At 68.9% G+C, this 24,430-nt stretch carries 23 protein-coding genes and 1 tRNA gene; 13 read left to right on the forward strand and 11 right to left on the reverse strand.

Annotated elements, in window-relative coordinates:
- Positions 1-8 precede the first annotated feature (8 nt).
- From astD to IWC96_RS06560, 6 genes are all read right to left on the reverse strand, one after another.
- Positions 9-1,475, reverse strand: coding sequence for a succinylglutamate-semialdehyde dehydrogenase (gene astD / locus IWC96_RS06535; protein ID WP_021697230.1), 1,467 nt, complete (start codon positions 1,473-1,475; stop codon positions 9-11).
- Between the two features lie 150 nt (positions 1,476-1,625).
- Positions 1,626-2,633 (reverse strand): arginine N-succinyltransferase, encoded by a 1,008-nt coding sequence (locus IWC96_RS06540; protein WP_021697231.1) that lies wholly within the window; start codon positions 2,631-2,633, stop codon positions 1,626-1,628.
- Positions 2,634-2,637: 4 nt separating this feature from the next.
- Positions 2,638-3,888, reverse strand: coding sequence for a hydrolase (locus IWC96_RS06545; RefSeq protein ID WP_196838606.1), 1,251 nt, complete (start codon positions 3,886-3,888; stop codon positions 2,638-2,640).
- Positions 3,889-3,953: 65 nt separating this feature from the next.
- On the reverse strand, positions 3,954-8,201 hold the full coding sequence (locus IWC96_RS06550; protein WP_231378937.1) for a translocation/assembly module TamB domain-containing protein: 4,248 nt from the start codon (positions 8,199-8,201) through the stop codon (positions 3,954-3,956).
- Positions 8,198-9,985, reverse strand: coding sequence for an autotransporter assembly complex family protein (locus tag IWC96_RS06555; RefSeq protein ID WP_231378938.1), 1,788 nt, complete (start codon positions 9,983-9,985; stop codon positions 8,198-8,200). Before IWC96_RS06555 ends, IWC96_RS06550 begins: the two co-directional genes overlap by 4 nt.
- A gap of 94 nt (positions 9,986-10,079) precedes the next feature.
- Positions 10,080-10,340: a hypothetical protein gene (locus tag IWC96_RS06560; RefSeq protein WP_045318999.1), complete on the reverse strand. Its 261-nt coding sequence runs from the start codon at positions 10,338-10,340 to the stop codon at positions 10,080-10,082.
- 160 nt (positions 10,341-10,500) lie between these two features.
- Here IWC96_RS06560 and IWC96_RS06565 point away from each other — a divergent pair, with 160 nt between their 5' ends.
- From IWC96_RS06565 to IWC96_RS06615, 11 genes are all read left to right on the forward strand, one after another.
- On the forward strand, positions 10,501-12,252 hold the full coding sequence (locus tag IWC96_RS06565; RefSeq protein WP_196838608.1) for an ATP-binding protein: 1,752 nt from the start codon (positions 10,501-10,503) through the stop codon (positions 12,250-12,252).
- An 80-nt stretch (positions 12,253-12,332) separates the two neighbouring features.
- A tRNA-Lys gene (locus IWC96_RS06570) sits at positions 12,333-12,409 on the forward strand.
- 115 nt (positions 12,410-12,524) lie between these two features.
- Entirely contained in the window at positions 12,525-12,860 is a 336-nt protein-coding gene (locus IWC96_RS06575; protein WP_148291463.1) for a hypothetical protein, read from the forward strand.
- Positions 12,861-13,100: 240 nt separating this feature from the next.
- Positions 13,101-13,865 carry an ATP12 family chaperone protein gene (locus tag IWC96_RS06580; protein ID WP_021697241.1) on the forward strand — a complete coding sequence of 255 codons (765 nt, stop codon included), beginning with the start codon at positions 13,101-13,103 and terminating at the stop codon, positions 13,863-13,865.
- Between the two features lie 79 nt (positions 13,866-13,944).
- Positions 13,945-14,391, forward strand: a complete 447-nt coding sequence (locus IWC96_RS06585; RefSeq protein ID WP_148291464.1) for a hypothetical protein — start codon at positions 13,945-13,947, stop codon at positions 14,389-14,391.
- Positions 14,388-14,681: a transcriptional regulator gene (locus IWC96_RS06590; RefSeq protein WP_021697243.1), complete on the forward strand. Its 294-nt coding sequence runs from the start codon at positions 14,388-14,390 to the stop codon at positions 14,679-14,681. Before IWC96_RS06585 ends, IWC96_RS06590 begins: the two co-directional genes overlap by 4 nt.
- A 205-nt stretch (positions 14,682-14,886) precedes the next feature.
- A complete protein-coding gene (locus tag IWC96_RS06595; RefSeq protein WP_196838609.1) occupies positions 14,887-16,419 on the forward strand; it encodes an acyl-CoA carboxylase subunit beta in 1,533 nt (510 codons plus the stop codon).
- A gap of 13 nt (positions 16,420-16,432) precedes the next feature.
- A complete protein-coding gene (locus IWC96_RS06600) occupies positions 16,433-17,392 on the forward strand; it encodes a hypothetical protein (protein WP_196838610.1) in 960 nt (319 codons plus the stop codon).
- Between the two features lie 204 nt (positions 17,393-17,596).
- Positions 17,597-17,974: a low molecular weight protein tyrosine phosphatase family protein gene (locus IWC96_RS06605; RefSeq protein WP_196838611.1), complete on the forward strand. Its 378-nt coding sequence runs from the start codon at positions 17,597-17,599 to the stop codon at positions 17,972-17,974.
- Positions 17,975-18,632: 658 nt separating this feature from the next.
- A complete protein-coding gene (locus IWC96_RS06610) occupies positions 18,633-18,995 on the forward strand; it encodes a GIY-YIG nuclease family protein (RefSeq protein ID WP_231378939.1) in 363 nt (120 codons plus the stop codon).
- Between the two features lie 128 nt (positions 18,996-19,123).
- Positions 19,124-20,818 carry a bifunctional protein-serine/threonine kinase/phosphatase gene (locus IWC96_RS06615; protein ID WP_196838612.1) on the forward strand — a complete coding sequence of 565 codons (1,695 nt, stop codon included), beginning with the start codon at positions 19,124-19,126 and terminating at the stop codon, positions 20,816-20,818.
- A gap of 12 nt (positions 20,819-20,830) precedes the next feature.
- Here IWC96_RS06615 and IWC96_RS06620 read toward each other — a convergent pair whose 3' ends face one another.
- Positions 20,831-21,280 carry a MarR family winged helix-turn-helix transcriptional regulator gene (locus IWC96_RS06620; RefSeq protein WP_196838613.1) on the reverse strand — a complete coding sequence of 150 codons (450 nt, stop codon included), beginning with the start codon at positions 21,278-21,280 and terminating at the stop codon, positions 20,831-20,833.
- 60 nt (positions 21,281-21,340) lie between these two features.
- Between IWC96_RS06620 and IWC96_RS06625 the strand changes: the two genes are divergently transcribed.
- Entirely contained in the window at positions 21,341-21,991 is a 651-nt protein-coding gene (locus tag IWC96_RS06625) for a glutathione S-transferase family protein (protein ID WP_196838614.1), read from the forward strand.
- A gap of 72 nt (positions 21,992-22,063) precedes the next feature.
- On the opposite strand, the gene rpmG is transcribed toward IWC96_RS06625, so the two are convergent.
- Positions 22,064-22,231: a 50S ribosomal protein L33 gene (gene rpmG / locus IWC96_RS06630; RefSeq protein ID WP_021695965.1), complete on the reverse strand. Its 168-nt coding sequence runs from the start codon at positions 22,229-22,231 to the stop codon at positions 22,064-22,066.
- Positions 22,232-22,394: 163 nt separating this feature from the next.
- Between rpmG and IWC96_RS06635 the strand changes: the two genes are divergently transcribed.
- Positions 22,395-23,009: a hypothetical protein gene (locus IWC96_RS06635; protein WP_021695966.1), complete on the forward strand. Its 615-nt coding sequence runs from the start codon at positions 22,395-22,397 to the stop codon at positions 23,007-23,009.
- Here IWC96_RS06635 and IWC96_RS06640 read toward each other — a convergent pair.
- From IWC96_RS06640 to IWC96_RS06650, 3 genes are read right to left on the reverse strand one after another with little or no spacing between them, the layout of a single operon-like run.
- Positions 23,006-23,869, reverse strand: a complete 864-nt coding sequence (locus IWC96_RS06640) for an SMP-30/gluconolactonase/LRE family protein (RefSeq protein ID WP_021695967.1) — start codon at positions 23,867-23,869, stop codon at positions 23,006-23,008. The two genes, IWC96_RS06635 and IWC96_RS06640, sit on opposite strands and share 4 nt — an antisense overlap.
- Positions 23,866-24,225: a type II toxin-antitoxin system PemK/MazF family toxin gene (locus IWC96_RS06645; RefSeq protein WP_081703363.1), complete on the reverse strand. Its 360-nt coding sequence runs from the start codon at positions 24,223-24,225 to the stop codon at positions 23,866-23,868. Before IWC96_RS06645 ends, IWC96_RS06640 begins: the two co-directional genes overlap by 4 nt.
- Entirely contained in the window at positions 24,212-24,427 is a 216-nt protein-coding gene (locus IWC96_RS06650; RefSeq protein WP_021695969.1) for a type II toxin-antitoxin system PrlF family antitoxin, read from the reverse strand. The genes IWC96_RS06645 and IWC96_RS06650 overlap by 14 nt, the downstream gene beginning before the upstream one ends.
- Positions 24,428-24,430: the final 3 nt, after the last annotated feature.

Consider the following 24,430-nt stretch of genomic DNA (forward strand, 5'->3'; position numbering starts at 1 on the left):
GTACAAGCTCACGGCTTCAATCCCTTGATTTCAGACGTGATGTCCGAGACCGCGTCCGCCTCGAAACTGGCCATGGGGTAGGCGCAGTAGTCGGCGGCGTAGTAGGCGCTGGGGCGGTGGTTGCCGCTGGCGCCCAGGCCGCCGAAGGGCATGTCGCCCGCCGCGCCCGTGGTGGGCCGGTTGAAGTTGACCACGCCCGCGCGGATGCGGCGCTGGAAGCGGTCCCAGTTGGCCGGATCGTCGCTGACCAGACCGGCGGACAGGCCGTATCGGGTGTCGTTGGCGCGGGCCATGGCGGCGTCGAAATCGGCGGCGCGATAGACCTGCAGGACGGGGGCGAAGATCTCCTCGTCGGGGATGTCGCGGGCCTCGGCCATGTCGAGGATGCCCGGCGCGACGAAGGCGTCGGACAGGCCCGGAATGCGGCCGAAGGGGCGGATGACGCGGGCGCCGCCGGTGATCAGGGCGTCCACGGCTTTCAGCGCCCCGTCGGCGGCGCGGGCCGAGATCAGGGGGCCGCCGTAGACCTCGCCGTCGCTGGTCCAGGGGGCGAAGGTCAGGCGGTCGGCCAGGGCCCTGACCGCCTCGATGACGGCGTCGCCCGCCGCGCCCTCGGGCACGATCAGGCGGCGGGCGCAGGAGCAGCGCTGGCCGGTGGTGATGAAGGCGGACTGGATGACGATGCCCGCCACGGCCTGCGCGTCGGCGGCGTCCCACACCACCAGCGGATTGTTGCCGCCCAGCTCCAGCGCCAGGATCACGTGGGGATCGTCGGCGAATTTCTTGCGGAAGTGGGCGCCCGCGGCGCCCGAGCCAGTGAACAGCAGGGCGTCGATGTTCTGGTCCAGCAGGGCGGCGCCGGTGGTGCGGCCGCCCTGGATCAGGTTGAACACGCCCGTGGGCAGGTCGGCGGCCTCCAGCGCCTCGGCCATCAGCTGGCCGGTGTGGGGGGTCTCCTCGGACGGCTTGAAGACCACCGTGTCGCCCGCCAGCAGGGCCGGGACGATATGGCCGTTGGGCAGGTGGCCGGGGAAGTTGTAGGGGCCCAGCACCGCCGCCACGCCGTGGGCGCGGTGGCGCAGCACGGCGCGGCCGAAGGCGGTCTCGGCCTCGCGCTCGCCGGTGCGCTCCTCATAGGCGCGCATGGAGATGTCCACCTTGCCGGCCATGGAGCCCAGCTCGGCCTTCGTCTCCCACAGGGCCTTGCCCGTCTCGCGGCTGATGGCTTCGGCCATGTCGCCGGCGCGGTCCTTGAGCAGGGCCTGATAGCGCTTCACGGCCTCGATGCGGTCCTCGCGCGGGCGGTCGGCCCAGTCGGGGAAGGCGGCGCGGGCGGCGTCCACGGCGGCGGCGGCCTGGGCGGGGGAGGCCTCGGCGCCGGTCCAGACGGTCTCGCCGGTGGCGGGATCGGTGGAGGTGAAGGCGGCGCCCTGGCCGGAGGTCCATTGGTTGGCGATGAAGTGGGTGTTCGTCATTTTATGTCCGCTCATCCCCGCGAACGCGGGAATCCAGTGATTTGGATGACCTGAAGGGTCAGGTCTGCTCCGCTCGCCAATCCTGAAGCATCAGCGTCAAGCTGGACAGGACTGTGTCCCCGCGTTCGCGGGGATGAGCGGGTTTCTAAGTCAGCTCTTAACCCGAACGACGCCGCCGGGTTTGAGTTTCAGGGCGTCGGCGGCTTCCTTGCTCATATGGGCGGTGTCCCCGTCGATGGCCACCTTGGTGCGCACGGCGCGGAAGGCGGTGACGCTGTCGGTGGAGGCGAGGGAGACCAGTTCCACGTCCACCTCGTCGGCGACGGCCAGGGTCAGGGTGCGGGCGTCGCGGACGGTGCGGATGTTGTCGCGCTCGCAGGCCACGGTGGGGCCGCCGTCGAAGATGTCCACCAGGCCGTTGGGGCGGAAGCCCTCGGATTCCAGCAGGGCCATGGCGGGCACGCCCTGGGGGTGCACCTTGCCGATCACGGCGCGGGCGGGCTCGGGCAGCAGGCCGATGTAGATGGGGTGGCGCGGGGCCAGGTCGACGATGAACTGCTTGTCGGTGGAGCCGGTCATGCGGTCCGCGTCGTCGAACTCCATGGGGAAGAATTTGTGCGCCACATGGTCCCAGAACGGACAGGCGCCGTCGGGGGTGAAGACGCCGCGCAGCTCGGCCAGCACATTGTCGGCGAACAGGTCGGGATCGGCGCCGATCAGCATGTAGCGGGACTGGGACAGAAGGCGGCCCGCGCCGCCCTTGCGCCGGTCGGCCTTGAGGAACAGCGAGCCCACCTCGGTCCAGCCGGTGCACTCGTTGACCAGCACCAGGGTCTGGTGATCCAGCCGCACGTTCATGGAGGGCGAGGACTGGGTGTGATTGACGATGCGGAACGAGAAGAACGGCCGCTTCAGCCCCACCGCCGCCTTGACGCTGCCGACGCCGTCCACGTCGCCGGTGGCGGTGTCCTCGAGCATCAGGGTGTACCAGCGCTCCTGGGGCGGCAGCGTGCCGGTGAAGCTGTCGCGGCTGATGTCCAGCCGTTCGGACAGGACGTCGGCGTCCTCGGGCAGGCTGGTGAAGCCGGGGCCGGAGAGGATGGCCAGTTCGAGCAGGGAGTCGAGATCGGAGGGCCCGGCGGGGCGGACGACGAGCATGCGGTTACAGGGTCTCCAGTCGAAGGGATTTCAGGCGGTGGGCGTCGATCTCGCCCGAGGCGGTCTTGCACAGGATCAGGACGGAGAGCTGCGCCCGTTCGACGAAGCTGTCGGGCCAGGCGAACTCGTCCTCGGAGTGAATGTCGCCGCCCAGCACCCCCAGGGTGTCGATATTGGGCAGGCCCGCGGCGTGCAGATTGTTGCCCTCACACACACCGCCCGATGACTTCCAGGCGATGGTCTGGCCCAGCAGGGCGCCGGTCTGGCGCACGGCCTCGAACAGCTCGGTCTGGGCCGCGTCCATGGGCTTGGGCGGGCGGGTGAAGCCGCCGTGAAGGTGCAGGCTCAGGCCCTCGAACGGCGGGGTCGAGGCGATCTCGGTGACGGCGTGTTCGATCCAGGCGGCGGACTGGGCGTCGGGGACGCGGACGTTGAAGCGGACCACGGCGTTGTCGGCCACCACGTTCAGGGCGCCGCCGCCGGAGATCTTCGCCACATTGACGCTGACGCCCTCGCGCTGGCCGTTCAGGCCATGCAGGGCGGCGGCGAGGATGGCCGCGCCGGCCACGGCGTTGCGGCCCTCCTCGAAGGCGCGGCCCGCGTGGGCCGCCTTGCCGGTGACGATCAGGTGCCAGTTGCCGCTGCCCTTGCGGGCGCCGGCGAGGGTGCCGTCCGCCAAGGCCGGTTCATAGGTCAGGCCCAGATGCCCGCGCGCGCCCAGCTCGGCCAGCAGGGGGGCGGAGGCGGGGGAGCCGATCTCCTCGTCCGGGGACAGCAGGACGGTCCAGCCGACGCGGTCCTTGTCCGGGTGGGCCTCGAAGGCGTCCAGCGCGCCCAGCAGGACGGAGATGCCGCCCTTCATGTCGGCCAGACCGGGGCCGTTGAGGGCGCCGTCGGCCCGCGTCGTCACGGTCTGGAACGGGCTGTCGGCGGGAAACACCGTGTCATAGTGGCCGGTCAGGACCACCTGGATCGGGGCGTCAGGGCGGGCGGTGATCTTCAGGCAGTCGGCGTGGGCCTGTTGGATCACCCGGCCGTCGTCGCCGACGATGGATGAGGGGGAGGTGGGGATGCGCGCGATTTCGGCGGGCAGGGTCCGCGCCTCGGCCTCCAGCACGTCCAGCATGCGGGCGAGACCGGCGTCGTTGCGGCTGCCGGAGTTGATCCCGCTCCAGGCGACGGCGCGCGACAGGATGTGCGCGCCAGCCTCGGCGACGCGGTCGAGAACCGTCTGGTCGTGGGGGTGAATCTTCATGCGGGCGGACCCTACGCGCCCGGCGGGACAAAAGCCAAGTCAGGCAATATTCGTGCGCCGGAGCCCTATTCGGTCCGGTTGGGGCGACGATCGCGGCGGCCCGTGCCCGGCTGCCGGGTCTGGTTGCGCCAGCGGATGGCCAGGCGCGCGTCGCCGTCGCCGCCGACGCGCGAGGTCACGGCGATGTTGCGTCGGACCTGCCACTCCACCTGAACGGCGCCGCCTGCCTCGCCGCCGCCGATGACCTCGAAATAGACGTTGTCAGTCAGGTAGCGGCCGCCCGCGACGGTCAGGGCCGAGGCGTCGCCGCCGAAGGACAGGCGGTCCAGACCGGCGAACTCGCGCAGATTGCCCAGCACGTCGAAGCCGCCGCCGCCCGCCAGGGACGCCACGCCCGAGGCCAGCTGGGCCGCCTCGAAGGCCGACAGCTGGGACGCCGAACGGCCGAACAGGACCTGGGACAGGATCTCGTCCTGGGGCAGCTGGGGCGTGGAGGTCAGTTCGATCTCGGGAGAGGCGGCGGTGCCGGTCACCCGCACCTCGGCGGTCAGGGCCGGATCCTCGCGCACGGCGCGCAGGTCGAGGCGGATGCGGTCGGTGTTGGTGGACAGGGTGACCGTGCCGCGCTCGTCGAACACGAAACGCTTGCCCGCGAAATCATAGTCGCCGCGCACCACCTGCGCCGTGCCGGTCAGCTGCGGGCTGGCGAGGGAGCCGCGCACGCGGGCGTTGACGTTCATCTCCACATTCAGACCGCGCCCGCGCACCCAGACCTGGCCGTTGGGGGAGCGCAGCACGATGTCGAGCCCGATGGTGGGGCCGCGTCGTTCGGCTTCGGGGTCGTCCTGGCCGTTGACGACCGGATCGCCCCCGGGCCGGTTCACCTCGATCACGTCCATGCGCACGATGCCGTTGCCGCCGAGAGGATTGGCCGCGACCTCGGCCTCGTCGATGTTCAGGCGGCCCATCAGCTGGATGTTGCCGTCGGCGCCGCGCGTCACGGTGACCGGGCCGGAGGCGTCGGCGGTGGCGATCTCGTTGTCGATCAGGCGGAAACTGGAGAGATTCAGGGTGAAGCTGGAGGCCGATCCCTGGCGCAGGTTCATGCGGCCGGAGCCGGATACCGTGCCGCCGGAGCCGTCGTTGGCGGAGAAGGTCTGGACCTGGGCGGACTCGCCGTCGAAACGGGCGGCCAGGGTCAGGCCTTCCAGGCGGACGCCGGTGATGGTGTCGCGGAACATGCCCTCGCGCACATCAAGGGTGCCGGTGATGCGCGGGTCGTTGATGGAGCCGGCGATGTCGGCCTGGCCGTCGACCTGACCCGCCAGACGCTGTTCGCCGCCGAGGAAGATGTCCCAGATGGGCTGGACCTGGCCGCTGAGCGACACCTCGCCGGACATGGGGCGGGTGCGGTTGACCGCCAGGCGCAGGGGGGCGGCGGAGGTCTCGACCGGCAGGGTCAGCTCGGCGCTGGCCTGAACGCCGCCTTCGTCCACGGCCCGGGCCCGGAGGTGCAGGGTGTCGCCGGCCAGACGGGCGTCCAGGGTTCCGTTGACCTCCAGACCTTCGGCGGCGTCGACGCTGCGCAGTTCGGTCATGGTCAGATTGGCGGAGCCGGACAGGTCGTCGCCGGCGCCGCGCAGGGACACCCGGCCGGTGACGCGTCCGCGCAGGTCGGGCGACAGGGAGCCGAGGTTCACGCTGGTCAGATTGGCCTCGATCAGGGAGGCGTTGCTGTCCTGACGCAGTTCGCCCACCAGGGCGCCGCCGCCGACGCCCAGATCGACCCGAACGACCCGACCGTCGCCCGCCAGGGCGATCACAGCGGGGCTGCGGGTGTTGAAGGCGATCTCGCGCACCCGTCCGTCGCCGGACAGGGTGACGGTCTGGGAGCCATTGGCGCGGGCGTAGACGCCGGAGCCGTCAAACTCCACGGGGGTGTCGCCCACAACGTCCGCAGTCAGGGTGAAGGGCAGGCGGCTCAGCGTGCCCCGGCCCTCCAGGTCCAGGGTGCGGATCAGATAGCTGGAGCCGGCGAAGCGGACATTGCGGCCGGTGACGTCGAGGATGGCGGTGTCCGAGCCGGCGCCTTCGGTCAGGCGCACGCGCCCGTCCGCCTGGCCGGAGGCGAGGAAGGCGCCCTGGCGGGCGGTGAAGGTCAGGTCGGCGCTGGCGGGGGCGCCGCCGACCAGGGCGATGTCGCCCTGGGCCTCGACGCTGCCGGCGTTCACGTCCACGCCGCTGAGCCGGACCCCGCCGTCGGCCAGGAAGAAGTCGCCCGAGGCGCGGGCGGGGCCATAGTTGCTGTCGGCGGTCAGGGCCACGCGGCCGTCGGAGGCGTTGGCGCCGCGCCGGAAGCTGAGCACCAGATCGGCGTCCGTCAGGGTGAGCGGCCCGGCCGCGACCTCGGCGAACTGGGCCGTCAGGTCGGCGCGGGGCCGGGACAGGGTCCCGGTGAGGGCGCCTTCGCCGGTCATGGCGCCGTCGATGGCCACGGGACCCACGCCGAACGGACCCTCGGCGTCCCAGTCCAGGGCGAGGCGCAGGGCGCCGTCGCCGCCGATCAGCCCCCGGGCCGTGGCGCGACCGGCCGTGCCGGTCAGCCGGGCGCTGTCGATGGCGATGCGCCCCTCGTCATAGGCGGCGGTGACGGCCAGACGCGGTGTCGCGCCCAGCAACCGGTCCAGTTCGGCCATGCCGGTGGCGAAGCGGCGGCCCCGTCCGTCGAAGGTGATGCGCCACGGCGCGCCGGGCTCGGCCCGGCTTGCGCGGATGGGTCCGCCGAAAGCGCCGCGCGCGGCGGGGCGGACCAGTCTCGCGTCCGTGACCTCGGCCCGGCCCGAGAAGCGCAGCGAGCCGTTCATGCCACGGGCGCCGGAACCGTCCACGATCAGGCCCTGACCGCGCAGGTCGATGTCCTCGAGCAGGAAAGCGCCGTCAGGGGTGCGCGCGCTCTCGAAGGCCACGCGCGGCTGGGCGCCGAGGAGGCCGCCGATGACGCCCGAGCGGGAGCCGCCCTGGACCGCCAGGTCGCCGTCCAGCGCCATGCGGCCGTCGCGGACCTGCACGTTCAGGGGGCCGCTCAGACGGGCGGCGCTGTAGCTGGCGGCCGTCAGATTGCGGACGCTGACGGCGCCGTCCAGCGACCAGGCCGCGGCGTCGCCCTGGAACAGGCCCGCCCAGGCGGCGGGTCCGGCCAGACGGGCTCCGGTCAGCCGGGTGAGGGAGGGGGTGGCCACGTTCAGGCGGATGCCGTCGGGCACGGCGCGGTCCGCCGAGCGGACGAAGCCCCGGGCGCGGGAGGTGAAATTCTCGGCGCGCAGATCCCAGGCCATGGCCTCGAAGCCCGGCCGTTCGGGATCGGCGACCGTGGCGAGGCCGAAGCGGGCGGTGCGGCCGATGCGGCGCACGAAGGGCTCCAGCAGGTCCGAGCCCGAGAAGTCGGCATGGCCCGAAATGCGGGTGCCGCCGCCCTGCCGGAAGCGGCCGTCGATGGTCAGGGGCGTGAATTCGCCGGTGCGGACGAGGGCGCTGACGCCCTCGCCGTCGATCCGGGCGCGGGCGCGGAACGGCTCGTCCGGCGAATAGCCCAGGGCGCCGGCCAGGGGGCCGCCGCCCGCCTCCTGCGCCAGGGCGTTCACGCGCAGGTCGTCGATGCCGTCGCCCCACTGCACGTCGGCGCGGAGGAAGTCGCCCCGCCGCGTGAGGCTGAAGGCCCGGACCTCGGCGGTCTTCAGGCCCACGCGGCGGATGTTGGTCTGACCGGTCAGGGTCCAGCGGCCATATTCCTGGCTGAAGCCCTCCTCCAGGTCGATGTTGGCCGAGAACCGGTCGATGTCGATGGTAAGCGGGAGGCCGCCGCCGGGCGGGTCGTCGGAAGGCTCGACGATGGGGCGGCGGATCAGACGGATGCGGTCGGCCGTGATCTCGCTGGCGTGAAAGCGCCGGGTGACCAGCGCCAGATAGGACCAGTCCACCCGCACGTCGGTGGCTTCCAGCCAGACGCCTTCCTCATCGGTGACCGTGACCCGGTCGATGGTGAAGTCGTCCCAGAGGTCGCCGGACAGGCCCTCCACAGTGATGGCGCCGTAGTCGCCCAGCTGCTTGCCCGAAACGAAGCCCATCACCAGGTCGCGCCCGGCGGGGGACAGGACGACCAGGCGTCCGCCGATCAGCACCAGAACGGTGAGGGCGATCAGGCCGCCGGCGACCATGCCCGCGATCAGGGCGGCCCACTGCCGGCGCGTGCGCCGGGCCTTCGCCTCTTTCGGGGTTTCGGGCGGGGTTTTAGGTTCGGTGGGCGTGTCGGTCAAAACGCCTGTCCGATGCTGATGTAGAGCTGGAAGTCGGCGTCGCCTTCGCGCTTGTCCAGCGGGAAGGCCACGTCGGCGCGGATGGGGCCGAAGGGCAGGCGGTAGCGGACGCCGAAGCCGGCGCCGTAGCGCATGTTGCTGAGGTTCGGGGTCTCCTCGAAGCCGACCGCGCCGCCGTCCACGAAGACCACGGCGCCGAAATTCTCGCCGATGTCGCGGCGCACCTCGACGGAGGCCTCGAACAGGGACAGGCCGCCGCGGGGGGTGTTGTCGGTCAGGCGGGGACCGACGCCCTGATAAGCATAGCCGCGCACCGAGCCGCCGCCGCCGGAATAGAACAGCCGGTCGGACGGGACCACGAACTCCTCGGCGCCGACGATCGAGCCGACGCGCAGGCGTCCGGCCAGGACGGTGCGGCCTTCATCCTGAAGGGGGAGGTAGCCCGTGCCCGTCACATCGGCGCGCAGGAAATAGACGTCGTCGTCGCCGGTCACAGCCGTCGGCTGGGCGGAGCCGGACAGGCGCCAGCCGCGGCGCGGGTCGAGCGGGTCGTTGGAGCGGTCCAGGTTGAACCCGCCGCGACCGGTCAGGATCACCAGGTCGCGCTCGACATCCACGGGGCCGCGCGTGATCGGGTCGAAGCGGGTCTCGTTGTAGAGGCCGCCTTCCAGGCCGACGCCATAGCTGTACCAGGAGGTGCGGTCGAAGCGCTGGCGCAGGTCGGCGCTGAGGTTGATGGCGGTGCGTTCGTAGGCGTCGGTGTCTTCATAGACGGCCGCGCTGGCCAGACTCAGGGTCTGACCGGGGCGGCGCCAGTGGGGCAGGGACAGCTCGGCGCCGATGCGGCTGTCGATGCGCGCGGCGCGGGCGAGGAAGCGCAGGGTGTCGGCGCGCCCGAACCGGTTGTGCCAGGTCCAGATGCCGTCGACGCCGGCGCCTTCGGTGGTGGAATAGCTGACCCCCGCCTCAAGGATGCGGCGCGGTCGGTCGGTCAGGGTGACGATGATGGGGCGCAGGCCCTGGTCGTCGGTCTGGTCGGCGGGGGCGAGGGCGACGCCGACCCCGTCATAGACCCCGGTCTCCAGCAGGCGGCGCTCGAGTTCGGCCACGTCATCGGGATCGTAGACGTCGCCCTCGGTCCAGGGTGCGAGGCCTCCGACCCAGGCCGGGCGGGTCGGGCCCCGGGTCTCCAGCCGCACGCCGTCCAGCCGGACCAGATCCCCGGCGTCGATGCGGTAGGTGGGCTGGACCAGAAAGACGGCGTGATCCACGACCACGCGACGGGGCTCGACGGCGGCGTCGGCGTAGCCCCGGCGGGTGAGGCCGGAGACGATCCGCCCCTCCATGGCGATGACGTCGGCGGCCCGGCCGGGCGCCCCGGGCTTGGTCTCGACCGTGCCGAGCACGGCCTGGGCGGTCTGGTCGTCGGGCGGCGTCTGCAGCCAGTCCACGCGCGGTTGATCCAGGGCGAAGCGGGGGCCGGGCGTCACGATGATGACGGCGCGCGGCGGGCTTTCACCCTCCACGACCTCCTCGATCACCGACTGATAGTAGCCTTCGGAGCGAAGCAGGGCTTCGGCGTTCGCGGCGGCGGCGGCGGCCCGGCGGCGGGCCTGGAAACGGTTTTCGATGCGGGCGTCGGTCTCGCCCACGGCGCGTTCGAGCGCTTCAAAGAGATCGCCGTCGACCTCGCCGCGCACCAGGGCGCGAGGCTCGGCCTGGACGGCCGTCGCGGCGCCGAGGACCGTCAGGGCGACGACAATCAGGGGAAGCGGACGTTTCAAACGCAATCTCTCCGGCCCGCCGGGAACTGGTGGAGGCCGGGCGTGACCGGCGTCAAGCATCTCCGTGTGACAGCCTCGCGGCGGGAACCGGGCCTCAATAGAACAGTGTCTCGCTTTCCGGTTGAACCGTTGATTCGGAGCTCTCGGGCGGCGGGGGAAGCTGGGAGTAGTCCGTCGGCGGGGTTTCGGGGGTCGTGGCAGCCGTGTCCACGCCCTCATCCTCGGCGGCGGGGGCCGGCTCCATCGCGGGCGGAGGGGGCAGGTCGCCCTGCGCCGGATCGCGATAGGCCTCATCGTCACAGGCGGCGAGGGCCGCAACGGCGGAAATCGCCAAGATCAGTCTGAATTTGCTCATCTTCATTCCCCAACCCGGTCGGATCCTGTCGCCACACGCAACGCTTGATCCTCGCCCCTGTTCCATCCGCGAGGGGGAGACATCCGTCAAGGCTTGGAAACTAATCGTTTGCACTGTGAGAGATACCCTTGTTCGCAAATGCAAGGGAGGCCGACAGGCCATGCTCACATCCGGATATGCAGCGGTGGCGACGGCGCGGGGCAGGGAATTGCCCACCCGCATCGGCCTCGCCCTGTTCATCGGTGGTGCGGCCATGGTGATGTCGCCCTCGATCTGGCCTGTCATCTGGTTTACGACGATGCTGGCGGGCCAGGCGCTCGACTGGATCGCGTTCCGGCCGATGCGCCTCGGCGAGGGGGAGCCCTCGCGGGCCCGGCGCGCCTTCTGTGCCGGCGTTGCTGCGCTGAACACGGCGATCTATTCGTCCATCGCGGTCTATCTGTGGTTCCAGGGCGGTCCCTTCGGGCCGTTGTTCGCCATGATCCAGGTGGCGGGCGCCCTGCTGCACGTCAGCCTGCATATGCACCATGTGCGGCCCCTGCTGATCGCCTCGGTGATCCCCCATGCGACCTATTTCCTGGGTCTGCCCCTTCTGACCCTGGCGATGACCCGCGATCTGGCGGCGGTGGCGATTCTGATCGCTGCGCTTCTGTACGTGGCGCACCTGGTGGTGGCTGTGAAGCAGTCCATTCGGACGACGGGCGACATGCAGGCGGCCAGAACCGAGGCCCTGACCCAGCGCGACCGGGCCGAACACGCCAGCGCGGCCAAGTCCGAGTTCCTGGCCGTCATCAGCCACGAAATCCGGACCCCCCTGAACGCGGTCATCTCGGCGGCCAACCTGCTGCGCCGCAGCCGGCTGGACGCCCAGCAGCGCGAGCATGTCTCCATGCTGCTGGACGGCGGCGACATGCTGCTGGGCCTGCTGAACGACGTGCTGGATTTCTCCAAGATCGAGGCCGGAAAGATGCGGCTGGAATCCACCGAGATGAATGTGCGCAACAAGCTGGCCGCCCTGCGCCGGCTGTGGGAGCCCAAGGCCACGTCCCGCGGCGTTCGCCTGAGCGTTGTGGTGGACGAGGCCGTGCCCGACGCGATCCGCACCGATCCCCTGCGGTTCCAGCAGATCCTGTTCAACCTGCTGTCCAATGCGGTGAAGTTCACCCGGGACGGGGCGATCCGGGTGAACGTCGGCTGGGACGAGGCGACCTCGACCCTCACGGCCGAGGTTCACGACACCGGATGCGGCATCGCGCCGGACCAGATCGACAGCATCTTCGACAGCTTCGAACAGGCGTCGGCGGGCGACACCCGGCGGTACGGGGGCACGGGCCTCGGCCTGGCCATCAGCCGCCGTCTGGCCCAGGCCATGGGCGGCGACCTGACGGCGACCAGCGCGCCGGGCGAGGGCTCGACCTTCACCCTGACCGTGCGGGTCGAGGCGGTGGACCCGGCCGATGCGGTCGAGGCCGCGCCCGTCGTGCGCCCCGCGACCGTTTCGCTGCAGGGCCGGTCCATCCTGGCGGTGGACGATCACGAGGTGAACCGGCGCATCCTGGCCCTGCTGCTGGAGCCCCACGGCTGTCGCCTGACCCTGGTCGAGAACGGCGCCGAGGCGGTGGAGGCGGCGGGGGTCGAGCCCTTCGACGCCATCCTGATGGACATGCAGATGCCGGTGATGGACGGGCTGGAGGCCACGCGCCGCATCCGCGCCGGCGGACCAAACGTGGCGACGCCCGTCATCGCCCTGACCGCCAACGCCATGGATGTGCACAAGGCGGCCTGGGACGCGGCGGGGGTCCACGCCTTCCTGACCAAGCCCATCGACGCGCCCCTGCTGGCCCGGACCCTGGGCGAGGCCTGCGCCGAACGACGCCCGGCGGCTAAACCCGAAGCCGAAGCGGCGGCCTGAGGGGCGCGAAAAAAGAGGTCGCAACCTGTCTTGCCCCGCCGGGGCGACATCCGTATGGTCCGCGCCGCTTCAAGGTGTGGGAGCCCCTAGCTCAGTTGGTTAGAGCATCTGACTTTTAATCAGAGGGTCCTCGGTTCGAACCCGAGGGGGCTCACCATTTCCTTGCTTCGTGGACGCTTCGGCCTCCCGTTTCGCGCATTACCACTTGACCGTGTGCTGCGAACTCAGATCCTGAGGGCAGGAGAAATTCCTCGATCAAGAGGGGGGATCAGGTGAAAGCGCTCATCAGCCTGACGGCCGCGCTGTTGCTGCTCAGCGGATGCTCCCGGCCGTTCCCCGAACGGCTCAATTGGTACGGCCACCATCCCTACCTCTATTCCATGGCCTTCACTGCCGCAGCCGAGGAAGCACTGGTTCGGTCAATGACCGGCCGCGGCTACTACGAACACATGGGGGATGCGGCCTATACGCTTGCTGCTGGCGGAACGTGTGATCGAGCAGGCCTCGAACGTTACCTGGTTCACAAGGCGCAGGGCTGCCACTTGTTGAGCGGCCCCCCCCGCGCCGGACTGCATCAACGCGGATTCCTGTGCGAGCTTCCAGTATGATCGGGAGTTGTTCGCCGATCCCGCCATACGCCAAGTCGTAGAAGAGGCTCTGCGTCGTCCTTGCGATTTCCTTACCCATCCTGATCTGGTTGCGCACAGGAACGCGACCGCCCGTTTCGGCATGACCGCTGATGCAAATTGGCGAATTTTCCTGTGCGAGGGGCCCGGTGTATTCGGTGAGAGTATAGTTTTCGATGACGCGACTGAGGCGTTGCGTGTGCATTTCAGGAGAGGGCCCTAGTGGACAACCATAAGGCGGCCGACACGCCGTCCAAGCGCCCCGCGGGCTTTGTCGAGTTTGCGCCGGATCAGGTGCGCCGGTTCTGGAAGGCCGTCAGCGTCGAGCCGGACGGGCAGGGCTGGGCGGTCAGGCTGGACGGGAAGATGCCGAAATCCCCGGCGGGCCATAGTCTGGTGCTGCCGACGAAAGGCGCCGCGCAGCTGGTGGCCGAGGAATGGGCCGGGCAGGGCGATGTCCTCATCCCCGCCACCATGCCCGCCACACGGCTGGCCTTCACCGCCATCGACCGGGTGCGCGAGGTGCGCGAGGCGGTGGCCGACGAGATCACCGCCTACGCCGGGTCGGATGCGATCTGCTATCTGGCCGAGACGCCGGACACCCTGGTGGAGCGTCAGGCGCGGGACTGGACGCCGTGGCGCGACTGGGCCGAGCGGGATCTGGGCTGCGTGCTGGTTCCCGTCGCCGGGATCGTGCACCGGTCCCAGGCCGAAGAGGCGCTGGCGGCGGTGCGCAAACAGGCGCTGGCGCTAGACGACTACGCCCTGACCGGCCTGGCCATGGCCACGCCGCTGCTGGGTTCGGCGGTGCTGGCCTTTGCGGTGCAGCGCGGGGCCCTGTCGGGCGCCGAGGCGTTCGACCTGTCGCGGCTGGATGAAGCCTTCACCGAGGAGCGCTGGGGCGTGGACGCCGAGGCGGCGGAGCGGGCCGAGGGCCTGCGTGCCGAGGCGGTGATGCTGGAGCGGTGGTTCGCGGCGCTGCGCTGATTTTCCAATCTGGAAAACTATCACTTGACGAAGTGGAAAGTCAGCTTCATTTTCCGGTATGGAAAGTGAGGAGTTCGCCATGACCAACCAACCCGACCCGCGAGAGGCGCTGGACGCCATCGCAAATGCCCGCCAGGCCGTGCCGGGCGAGATGAAGTATCCTTTCAGCTACGACATCGCCTATGGGCTTTGCTGCGGCCTGCTGGTGGCGGGGCAGGGGATGCCGACGCCGTGGGCGGCGCTGGCGCTGGTGGTGTCCATGGTCGGGCTGGTGGGCCTGATCCACTGGTGGAAGCAGAAATACGGCTGGTGGGTCAGCGGCTATTCGCCGAAGCGCGCCCGCTGGGCGGCCATCGGCCTGGTCGTGGTGCTGATCGGCCTGATGGGGCTGTCCCTCTGGGGCAAGACGGCCGGGATCGCCTGGACGCCGCTGGCCACCGGGGCGGCGGGCTTCGTCGCCGCCATCGTCGGCGGCCGCATCTGGATGGCGGTGTGGAAGCGGGAGCTGGCGGAGACGGCGGGATGACCGCCGTTCCCGTCTTCGATCCGGTGATCCACGCGCCAGGGCGGCTGCAGATCTGCGCCATCCTGTCCCGCATCGACGAGGCCGAGTTCGCCATGATCCGCGACTCCATCAAGGTGTCGGACTCGGTGCTGTCCAAGCATCTGAAGCAGCTGGAGGAGGCCGGCTATCTGAAGCCCCGCAAGGCGGCGGTGGACGGGCGCCAGCGCACCTGGCTGTCGCTGACGCCCGCAGGACGCAAGGCCTTCGCCGCCCATGTGGCGGAGCTGACGCGGCTGGCGGGGATGGCGTAATCCTCCCCACTGGGGAGGGGGACCATGCGCAGCATGGTGGAGGGGGCTGTCCGCTCCCCCACTCTGAAACCTCGACCGCAATCAAACTCTCTGTGCAGCGGAAGCGCCCCCTCCACCGCTTCGCGGTCCCCCTCCCCCGATGGGGGAGGATTGCTTGCCACCGCCGCTGCGTCTCCTTAAGCCTCGCTCATCAAGGAGACACCACATGCAAGACATCCTCGAACAGCTCGAGAAGCGCCGCGAAGCCGCCAAGCAGGGCGGCGGGGAAAAGCGCATCGCGGCCCAGCACGCCAAGGGCAAGCTGACGGCGCGCGAGCGCATCGACGTGCTGCTGGACGAGGGCTCGTTCGAGGAAACCGACATGTTCGTGGAGCACCGCTCCCACGACTTCGGCATGCAGGATCAGCGCATCCCCGGCGACGGGGTGGTGACGGGGCGCGGCACCATCGGCGGGCGGCTGGTCTATGTGTTCTCCAAGGACTTCACCGTGTTCGGCGGCTCGCTGTCGGGCGCCCACGCGGCCAAGATCGTCAAGCTGCAGACCATGGCCCTGACCAACGGCGCGCCGATCATCGGCATCTTCGACGCCGGCGGGGCGCGCATCCAGGAGGGGGTCGAGAGCCTGGCGGGCTATGCGGACATCTTCCTGCAGAACACCCTGGCCTCGGGCGTCATTCCCCAGATCAGCGTCATCATGGGCCCGTGCGCGGGGGGCGACGTCTATTCGCCCGCCATCACCGACTTCATCTTCATGGTGAAGGACACCTCCTACATGTACGTCACCGGCCCCGACGTGGTGAAGACGGTGACCAATGAGGTGGTCAGCCACGAGGATCTGGGCGGCGCCCGGGTCCACGCCCAGAAGTCCGGCGTCGCCGACGGGGCGTTCGAGAACGATCTGGAGGCGCTTTCGGAAGTGCGCCGTCTGGTGGGCTTCCTGCCCCTGTCGAACCGCGAAAAGCCGCCGGTGCGCGAGAGCTATGACGAGCCGCAGCGCGACGAGCCCAGCCTGGACACCCTGGTGCCCGCCAATCCGAACCAGCCCTATGACATGAAGGAGCTGATCCTGAAGGTGGTGGACGAGGCGGAGTTCTTCGAGATCTCCGAAGGCTTCGCCCGCAACATCATCACCGGCTTCGGCCGGCTGGACGGCCAGACCGTGGGCGTGGTGGCGAACCAGCCGCAGGTGCTGGCGGGCGTGCTGGACATCGATGCGTCGCGCAAGGCCGCGCGCTTCGTGCGGTTCTGCGACGCCTTTGGAATCCCGCTGCTGACCTTCGTGGACGTGCCCGGCTTCATGCCCGGCACGCGCCAGGAATACGGCGGCCTGATCAAGCACGGCGCCAAGCTGCTGTTCGCCTACGCCGAGGCCACGGTGCCCAAGCTGACCGTCATCACCCGCAAGGCCTATGGCGGCGCCTATGACGTGATGAGCTCCAAACACCTGCGCGGCGACGTCAACTACGCCTGGCCCACCGCCGAGATCGCCGTCATGGGCGCCAAGGGGGCCGTGGAGATCATCTTCCGCAAGGAGGCCGGCGACCCGGAGGCGCTGGCCGCCCGCGAGGCCGAGTACAAGGAACGCTTCGCCAACCCGTTCGTGGCGGCGTCACGGGGCTATATCGACGACGTGATCATGCCGCACGGGACAAGGCGGCGGCTGATCCGGGCGCTGGGGACGCTGGCCAACAAGCAGCAGCAAAACCCGTGGAAGAAGCACGATAATATACCGTTGTAGCCTGGATTTAGCCTTGGACCTCCGACTCCGGTTTCCGCTCAAGAAGAAGATCAATCTCGACGACCATTGGCCGCTCGAAAGTGGCGACACGTTGCTGGCTTTTGAGCAGGCCGGCGACGATGTCTCGGCTGTCATCGTGACCGTCCGGAATCTCGCTGACGACGACTTGCCGGTAGTGACCATTCCGGAAGCTTCTGGTGGCCTGCCAAACATATCAATAAGGGGTGATGCCGTAGGCCGGGGTCGGCGGGTAGCGGCCAGATTTCTAGACTATATAAACCTATATTTTTCTGTAAAAGTAGATCTTCGATCTGTTGAGATCGAATATGTGCCGGCTGATGATGCAGAACGTCAACGTCTCGATATGTATGGAGTGAATATTAATAGGGAGCCTCCGGTCAGTCGGCTTCCATTCGACATAGTCGCACAAGCGTTCTTCGCTTCAGAGGGAGATTTTGATCCATCTTTTTCATCTCGGATGCTAACTGCAGCGCGAGATGCGCTAATAGATGAGCAATATATAGAGTGCTTTAGATATTGCTTTATTCTAATAGAGGCTCTCTACGGCGATGGAAAATTCCATAAAGCAAGCCTCGTTCGAGCATTTTGCGGGAATAATGAGTTTCGTCCCATTATAGAATGCACAATTGCCGAATTCCGGTCCGATCCTCTTTACAAGAGTGCTCCTGGTCGGGCCCTAGTAGCGAAATATGATACGCCTGAGACGCTGATGGAGCATTTGGCAGATCGGAGAGGGTACTATTTTCATGGCAACCTGAAACGAGCCGACCCATGGCATCCTGACAAGCAAGATGAAGCAAGGGCTTTGGCCGAAGTGTGCTTGGATCTCGCGTTTGGCGGGACTCACTCGCTAAGCGCGGCAATGTTCGGGCCCGAGATCAATCAGAGATTTATCGAGAATGCTAAGCGACAGGGGCAATCGTGTCAGTCGAAGTGCAATACTTTTACCTGAACTCTGATGGTCAGCGTATAAGGGGAAAGATGACCATGGAGGCCCCTGGCACCGTGGTCACGAGCGATCTTGCGGTCACTATCAATAAGAACTTTCTTCACTGGGCGCAGTCGGACCTTAGGCGAGAGACACTTGTTCATGCGATCGCTATCGATCGAAGCACTGGGCGTGAAATATTTCGAACTCAGTTCTTGGGCGGGGAAGATGGGCTTTCTAGCCATCCCGAGAACGCGAAGCGGGGCGGATGATTATCTGACCAACCTCCTCTTCCTCTGTTCCCGCAACCGCCTGCGCTCGCCCACGGCCGAGCAGGTGTTCGCGAATCGGCCCGGCATGGAGACCGCCTCCGCCGGGTTGGCGCCCGATGCGGAGGAGCCTTGCTCCGCCGAACTGGTGGAATGGGCCGACATCATCTTCGTCATGGAGCGCGCCCACCGCGCGAAGCTCCAGCGCCGGTTCAGGGCGCACCTGAAGCGCGCCCGCGTGGTCTGCCTCGACATCCCGGACGACTACGCCTTCATGCAGCCGGAGCTGGTGGCGCTGCTGGAGAAGCGGGTCGGGCGGCACCTGCTGTCCAGATGAAAGGCTCCTTGTCATCCCGGCCGAAGCGAAGCGGAGAGCCGGGACGGGGGGGGCGCTGAGCTCTCCGCCCGGACGGCCGGAGGCTGATCCGGGCGACGGGCGAGAGCTGTCGACGTTGGCCCGGATCGGCGCGGGGCGCCGTCCGGGCCTCCTGAAGGGGGGGCGCCGTTCGTCCCGGATAGCGCCTTGCGGCGCTTCCGGGATGACAAGGGGCTTCGATTGGAAGGGGTCACGGCCTTGGCCCAAGGGCCCTCCTTGTCATCCCGGCCGAAGCGAAGCGGAGAGCCGGGACGGGTGGGCGCTGATCTTGCCGCCCGGACAGCCGGAGGCTGAGCCGGGCGACGGGTTGCAGGACGCCGCCGTTGGTCCGTCCCGGATAGCCGCTGACGCGGCTTCCGGGATGACAAGGGGCTTCGATTGGAAGGGGTCACGGCCTTGGCCCGAGGGCCCTCCTTGTCATCCCGGCCGGAGCGAAGCGGAGAGCCGGGACGGGTGGGGCGCTGATCTTGCCGCCCGGACAGCCGGAGGCTGAGTCGGGCGAAGGGTGGGGGGCTGCCGGCGTTGGCCCGTCCCGGATAGCGCCTGGCGGCGCTTCCGGGATGACAAGGGGTGGTTCTGCGCCGCCGTCGCGTTGCACGACGGGGCTTTTCGTGGATCGATGTTCTTGATATGTTCCGGCGATCTCGTGGAGGGGAACATGCGGGCGCACAGCTACTGGGTTTACATCCTCGCGAGCGGGCCTTGCGGGTGGCTGTATGTGGGGATGACCAATGATCTGGTGCGGCGGGTCGAGGAGCACAGGCGCGGGCAGGTTGACGGCTATACGCGTGAGAAGGGCATCGACGGGCTGGTCTGGTACGAGGCGCACCAATACGTGGATCAGGCGATCCTGAGGGAGAAGCGGATCAAGCGGTGGCGGCGGCCGTGGAAGGTCGCGCTGGTGGAGGCGGGGAACCCTCAGTGGGGGGACCTTTACCCTGCACTGGTGAGTGGTGGGGCGCTGCCGTCCCGTCCCGGATAGCCGCTGGCGCGGCTTCCGGGATGACAAGGGGCTAGGCTTGGCTCCGTCGGGGCTGTCGGGATGCGCCCCATTGCCCTTTCGCACTGCACAATCCATGCTCGCTCCCCTGACGTCGCCAGCGAGGGGATATGCCGGACGACAGGCTGGAGGTCGCGGCGGGGTTCGCTACGGAGCGGGGGCCGCGGGCGGATAATCAGGACTTTGGCGGGGTGCACCTGGGCTCGCCCGAGGAGCAGCGCCTGCATGGGGTGATCGCGGCCATTGCGGATGGCGTCGGCGGGGCCCGGGGCGGGCGCGTGGCGGCCGAGCTGGCGGTGCGCAGCTTCATCGACGGCTATCTGGACCAGAAGCCCCTGTCGGGGGTGGCGGCGTCGGCGACGGCGGCCTTGCGCGGGTTCAACCGCTGGCTCCATGCGACCGGGCGCAGCGACCCCAAGATGGAGGGCGCGGCGGCCACGTTCACGGCCATGATCCTGCGCGGGCGCGAAGCGACGGTGGTCCATGTGGGCGACAGCCGGGCGTGGCACTGGCGCGACGGGGTGCTGACCCGTCTGACCGACGACCATGTGCTGAACCGGCCGGGGCAGGACCACATGCTGTTCCGCGCCGTGGGCATCGAGTCCGACGTGAAGCTGGACGTGCGGGTGCAGGCGCTGGAGCCGCACGACCGGTTGCTGCTGACCACCGACGGGGCGCACCGGGCGCTGAACGAGGCCGAGATCGGCCGCATTCTGGGCCGCCGCGCCTCGCCGGACGCCGACGCCCAGGCCGTCGTCCAGGCGGCGCTGGCGGCGGACGGGCAGGACAACGCCACCGCCATCGTCATCGACGTGATCCGCACCGGGGCGCTGGACTGGGCGTCGCTGGGGGCCCGCAGCGAGGCCCTGCCCATGCCGCCGCCGCCGAAGGCCGGCGAGATCGTGGACGACTGGCGGCTGGAGCGGCAACTGGCCGACGGGCGGCACACGCGGCTGTTTCTGGCGCGGGATCGGCAGGGGGGCGACCCCGTGGTGCTGAAATTTCCCAAGCCCGGAAAGCTGCCCGAGGCGGACCTGCGCGCCATCCTGCTGCGCGAGGCCTTCATCGGCCAGCATGTGGACAGCCCCCATCTGGGCCGGACCCTGCCGGTCGACCCGGCGCGTCAGAGCCGGCTGTACAACGTCCAGCCCTTCTATGAGGGCGGCACCCTGCACGGGCGGCTGTCGCGGGGCGAGCCCATCCCCATGGCCGAGGGGGTGGCCATCGCGGCCTGCATCGCGCGGGCGGTCATGGCCCTGCACCGGCAGGGGGTCGTGCACCGGGACATCAAGCCGGACAATGTGATCCTGGGCCCGGACGGCGGGGTCAAGCTGATCGACCTGGGCGTGGCCAGGGTGGAGCGGGTGGAGGAGACCGGCGCGCGGGCCCCGGGCACCCCCGGCTTCGTGGCCCCGGAGATGTTCGCGGGCGACAGCGACGGGGACGAGAAGACCGACCAGTTCGCCCTGGGCGTGACGCTGTACCGGCTGTTCGCGGGCGAGGCGCCGTGGGGCGAGATCGATCCGGACAGCCGCCTGCCGTACGAGCGGCCCACGCCCCTGACGCGGCGGCGGCCGGACGCGCCCGCCTGGCTGGAGGCGGCGATCATGCGGGCCATCGCGCCGGACCCGGCCCACCGCTGGGCCGACGTGCAGGATCTGGTGCAGGCGCTGGAGAGCGGCGGGGCGCTGGCGGTGGAGCCGGCGCGCGAGATGTCGCTGCTGGAGCGCGACCCGGTGCGGTTCTGGAAGGGAGTCAGCCTGGTGTTGCTGATCGCCCTGATCGTGTCGCTGGTGCTGGGGTAAGAGCACCGCGGATCAGGGGCACCCTACCGCGTTCAGGCCGGCTCGCAACGCGTCCCCACCGCCGTCCAGTTCGACCTCGAGCGCGCCGTGCACGGCGATCCAGATGGGGGTGGCGCGGGCCAGCAGGGCGCGGCCCTCGTCGGTCAGGGTCGCGCGGCGGCTGCGCCGGTCCTCGGGATCGATTGAAACGGTCGCCAGCCCCTGACGCTCCAGCGGCTTGAGGTTGGCAGTCACGGTGGACCGGTCCATGGCCAGCAGGGTCGCCAGCGCGCTGATGGGCGGCGGCGTGGGGCGGTTCAGGCCGTTCATCAGCGAGAACTGTCCGCTGGTGATGCCGAGAGGGCGGAACGCCTCGTCGAATCGCCGCGCCAGCCGTCGCGCCGCCCGCTGGGCGTGCAGGCACAGGCAATGGTCGCGGATGTGCAGGGTGGCCTGGAAGGCGGCGGGGATCGTCTTTGACATAGCTGTAATTATGTTGATATCAACGTAAAACGCAAGCAGTGAAACGGAGAGGAGTGCGTCATGATGCAGGTGTCCGCGTTTAAGTGGGTCCCGCCTTTCGCCCAAGGGCTGGTGCGTGACCTCAGGGTCCGGTGGGCTCTGGAGGAGGCGGGGTTCGGCTATGACGACCACCTTCTGGGCCCCGAGGATCAGGCGTCGCCTACGTACCGGGCCTGGCAGCCGTTCGGTCAGGTGCCGGCCTTTCGCGACGACCGGGTGGAGATGTTCGAGTCCGGCGCCATCGTCCTCTATCTGGCCCAGAAGTCTGATCAGTTGATGCCTCGGGATGAAGCCGGGCGGGCCATGGTCATGACCTGGATGTTCGCGGCCCTGAACAGCGTGGAGCCCTTCGTCACCAATCTGGTGCTGATCGACCTGTTCTATGAAGGCGAGAGCTGGACGGTGGAGCGCCGTCCGCAGGTCGAGGCCGCCCTGCGCCGCCGCCTGGATGATCTTCAGACGGCGCTGGGCGAGCGTCCGTGGTTCGTGGGCGGCCAGTTCAGCGCCGCCGACATCCTGATGGCCACGGTGCTGAGGAACCTGCGGCACCTGGACATCCTGACGGACTATCCGGCGCTGTCGGCCTATCTGGAGCGGTGCACGGCGCGGCCGGCATTCAGGCGGGCCCTAGCCGAACAGATGGCGCCGTTCAAGGCGAACGAGCCCGCCTGAGCCGGGGGTCAGGCAAAGCAAAACGCCCGGTCGGGCGACCGGGCGCTTTCAATTCAGTCAGCAGATCAAGGATTACTTGATCTTGCCTTCCTTGAATTCGACGTGCTTCTTCGCGACCGGGTCGTACTTACGGACGACCATCTTCTCGGTCATGGTGCGGGCGTTCTTCTTGGTGACGTAGAAGAAGCCGGTGTCCGCCGTGGAGTTCAGGCGGATCTTGATGGAAGCCGGTTTGGCCATCGGGACTACCTTGGAGCAAGCGTCGAAACGTGAGTCTCGGCCGCGAAAATCGGAGCGGCGGAACATACTCAGGCCCGCGCCAAAGTCAACGGCGGGGCGGACCTTGTGCGCGTGTGCGCCGGTTTTCCTTGTGCGGGGCGGCCTGGCCGTTAGGCTGACGGCCATGAAAAGCACCCTGAAGGCCTTCAGCGCCCCCGTCGTCATCCTGTCCGCCCTGGCCATCGCCGCCTGCTCCCAGCCCGCCAATGACGAGGCTCCGGCGGCGGAAACCGGGACCGCCGACGCCCAGGACGCCTTCTTCGCCAATCTGACCGAGCTGTGCGGCCAGCGGTTCGAGGGCGAGGTGGTCACCGACGACCCCGTGGACGACGATTTCCGCGCCCAGCGCCTGCTGATGCACGTGCGCGACTGTTCCGACACCGAGATCCGCATCCCGTTCTGGGTCGGCGAGGACCACAGCCGCACCTGGGTCATCACCCGCAACGACGACGGCGGCCTGACCCTGAAGCACGACCACCGCGACCCGGACGGCACGGAGCACACCCTGCACTGGTACGGCGGCGACACCGAGACCGAGGGCACCGCCACGCGTCAGGAGTTCCCGGTGGATCAGTTCTCCATCGACCTGTTCAACCGCACCGACGCCCAGGTTTCGACCACCAATGTCTGGGCGGTCGAGGTGAACCCCGGCGACACCTATGTCTATGAACTGGCCCGCGAGAACCGCCTGCTGCGCGTCGCCTTCGACCTGACCGAGCCGCTGGAGGACCAGGGCTAGTCCACCTCGATCTCGAAGATCGTCACGGACGAGGCGACAATCTGGGGGACCAGAAGGCGGCCGCGGCGGGTGTCGTAACCGATGGCGGCGGGCACGGGGATGTCGGCCGCCACCGCGCGGGCCTCGCCCCCGGCGCTGACGTGATAGACGTTGTGACCGTTCTGGCTGGCCACCAGCAGGCCGCCGTCGGCGAGGGGAACAATGCCGTCGATGCGGCCGGTGGGCAGGGTCAGTTCCCGCACCACCGCGCCGGTCTGCGCATCGCGGAAGGTCAGCACGTCCGACAGCAGGCCCCCGTGCACCACCAGGCCCTCCGCCGTCACCGCGACGCCGTTGACCCGGTGCAGGTCGGCCGATCGCGCGACGAACGCCTCCACCGTCCCGTCCGGCTGGATGCGGTACAGGGCGCCGGGGTCGGTGTCGGTGCCGGAATCGGTGACATAGGCGACGCCCGCCTCGGTGACGTACAGGTCGTTCAGGCGCACCGCGTCCGGCACGTCGATGGAGCGCAGCGGCGCGCCGGTGCGCCGGTCGAAAATCCGGATGGCTCTCTGGTCCGCCACATGGATCTCGTCGCCCCGGATGAACAGGCCCAAAGGCTCATGGAGGCTAAGGCCGTCGACGCCGCCCTCGATCCACTTCAGCTCCAGCACCGCGCCCTCGGGCGACACCAGCGAGACGAAGCCGTCGTTGCCGGGCCCGCGCGGCCCCAGGTTGGCGACGATGTAGCGATCCTCCGCCGCGTCGTAGCGGACCGCCTCGGAGTTCTGGAACCCTACGTCGGCGATCACCTGCTGGGCGGCGGCCGGCGCGGCGAAGGCCAGGGCGGTGGGCAGGGCGAGCCGGGCGAGGGTCTTCATGGCTGATCTCCGGGAGGAAGGGTCAGTATGGCGTCCAAGCGTCGATGCACTGCGCTCAAGACGATGGGCGGGGCTCGGCCGATTGGCGAGAGACGTCCGGTTTCGACGGTGGCGATTTTCGCCGTCCTGATCACCGACGGCGCCGGCAAGCCGGCTTCGCCATAGTCATCCCCAAAGGACACGTCGCCGTCCCATGGTCGATTTTCGGCGCTTGTGATCATGAGAATCCAGACCAGACGCCCCGCGGGTCCCAAGGGCATGCTGGAAACCACCAGCGCGGGTCGATGCTGCTCGGTATTCCGATCCGTGTAGGGAAAGGGAGCCCGAACGATATCGCCGGGCTCAAAGATCGGCATAGGCCCGACGATCCGCTTCGCCGTCCCACTCGTCAAAGGTCGCGAAGGGGTCGTCCTGAACGGGCGCTCTGGCCTTGATCAGCGTGACCCGGCCATCCTTGATCTCATAGGCCAGTTCATCGCCTTCCTTCAGACCAAGCGCGTTGCGGACGGCCTGAGGAATGGTCGTCTGGGCCTTGCTGGTAAGACGGCTGGTGATCATGAC

The organism is Brevundimonas sp. BAL450 (assembly GCF_015767455.1).
GTDB classification, from domain to species: Bacteria; Pseudomonadota; Alphaproteobacteria; order Caulobacterales; family Caulobacteraceae; genus Brevundimonas; species Brevundimonas abyssalis.

Bases quoted from the DNA above. Each gene is read 5' to 3' on its own strand.
- astD (WP_021697230.1), bottom strand. From the start codon at position 1,475: ATGACGAACACCCACTTCATCGCCAACCAATGGACCTCCGGCCAGGGC.
- IWC96_RS06540 (WP_021697231.1), bottom strand. From the start codon at position 2,633: ATGCTCGTCGTCCGCCCCGCCGGGCCCTCCGATCTCGACTCCCTGCTC.
- IWC96_RS06545 (WP_196838606.1), bottom strand. From the start codon at position 3,888: ATGAAGATTCACCCCCACGACCAGACGGTTCTCGACCGCGTCGCCGAG.
- IWC96_RS06560 (WP_045318999.1), bottom strand. From the start codon at position 10,340: ATGAGCAAATTCAGACTGATCTTGGCGATTTCCGCCGTTGCGGCCCTC.
- IWC96_RS06565 (WP_196838608.1), top strand. From the start codon at position 10,501: ATGCTCACATCCGGATATGCAGCGGTGGCGACGGCGCGGGGCAGGGAA.
- IWC96_RS06585 (WP_148291464.1), top strand. From the start codon at position 13,945: ATGACCAACCAACCCGACCCGCGAGAGGCGCTGGACGCCATCGCAAAT.
- IWC96_RS06590 (WP_021697243.1), top strand. From the start codon at position 14,388: ATGACCGCCGTTCCCGTCTTCGATCCGGTGATCCACGCGCCAGGGCGG.
- IWC96_RS06595 (WP_196838609.1), top strand. From the start codon at position 14,887: ATGCAAGACATCCTCGAACAGCTCGAGAAGCGCCGCGAAGCCGCCAAG.
- IWC96_RS06605 (WP_196838611.1), top strand. From the start codon at position 17,597: ATGGGCTTTCTAGCCATCCCGAGAACGCGAAGCGGGGCGGATGATTAT.
- IWC96_RS06610 (WP_231378939.1), top strand. From the start codon at position 18,633: ATGTTCTTGATATGTTCCGGCGATCTCGTGGAGGGGAACATGCGGGCG.
- IWC96_RS06615 (WP_196838612.1), top strand. From the start codon at position 19,124: ATGCCGGACGACAGGCTGGAGGTCGCGGCGGGGTTCGCTACGGAGCGG.
- IWC96_RS06620 (WP_196838613.1), bottom strand. From the start codon at position 21,280: ATGTCAAAGACGATCCCCGCCGCCTTCCAGGCCACCCTGCACATCCGC.
- IWC96_RS06625 (WP_196838614.1), top strand. From the start codon at position 21,341: ATGATGCAGGTGTCCGCGTTTAAGTGGGTCCCGCCTTTCGCCCAAGGG.
- rpmG (WP_021695965.1), bottom strand. From the start codon at position 22,231: ATGGCCAAACCGGCTTCCATCAAGATCCGCCTGAACTCCACGGCGGAC.
- IWC96_RS06635 (WP_021695966.1), top strand. From the start codon at position 22,395: ATGAAAAGCACCCTGAAGGCCTTCAGCGCCCCCGTCGTCATCCTGTCC.
- IWC96_RS06640 (WP_021695967.1), bottom strand. From the start codon at position 23,869: ATGAAGACCCTCGCCCGGCTCGCCCTGCCCACCGCCCTGGCCTTCGCC.
- IWC96_RS06645 (WP_081703363.1), bottom strand. From the start codon at position 24,225: ATGCCGATCTTTGAGCCCGGCGATATCGTTCGGGCTCCCTTTCCCTAC.
- IWC96_RS06650 (WP_021695969.1), bottom strand. From the start codon at position 24,427: ATGATCACCAGCCGTCTTACCAGCAAGGCCCAGACGACCATTCCTCAG.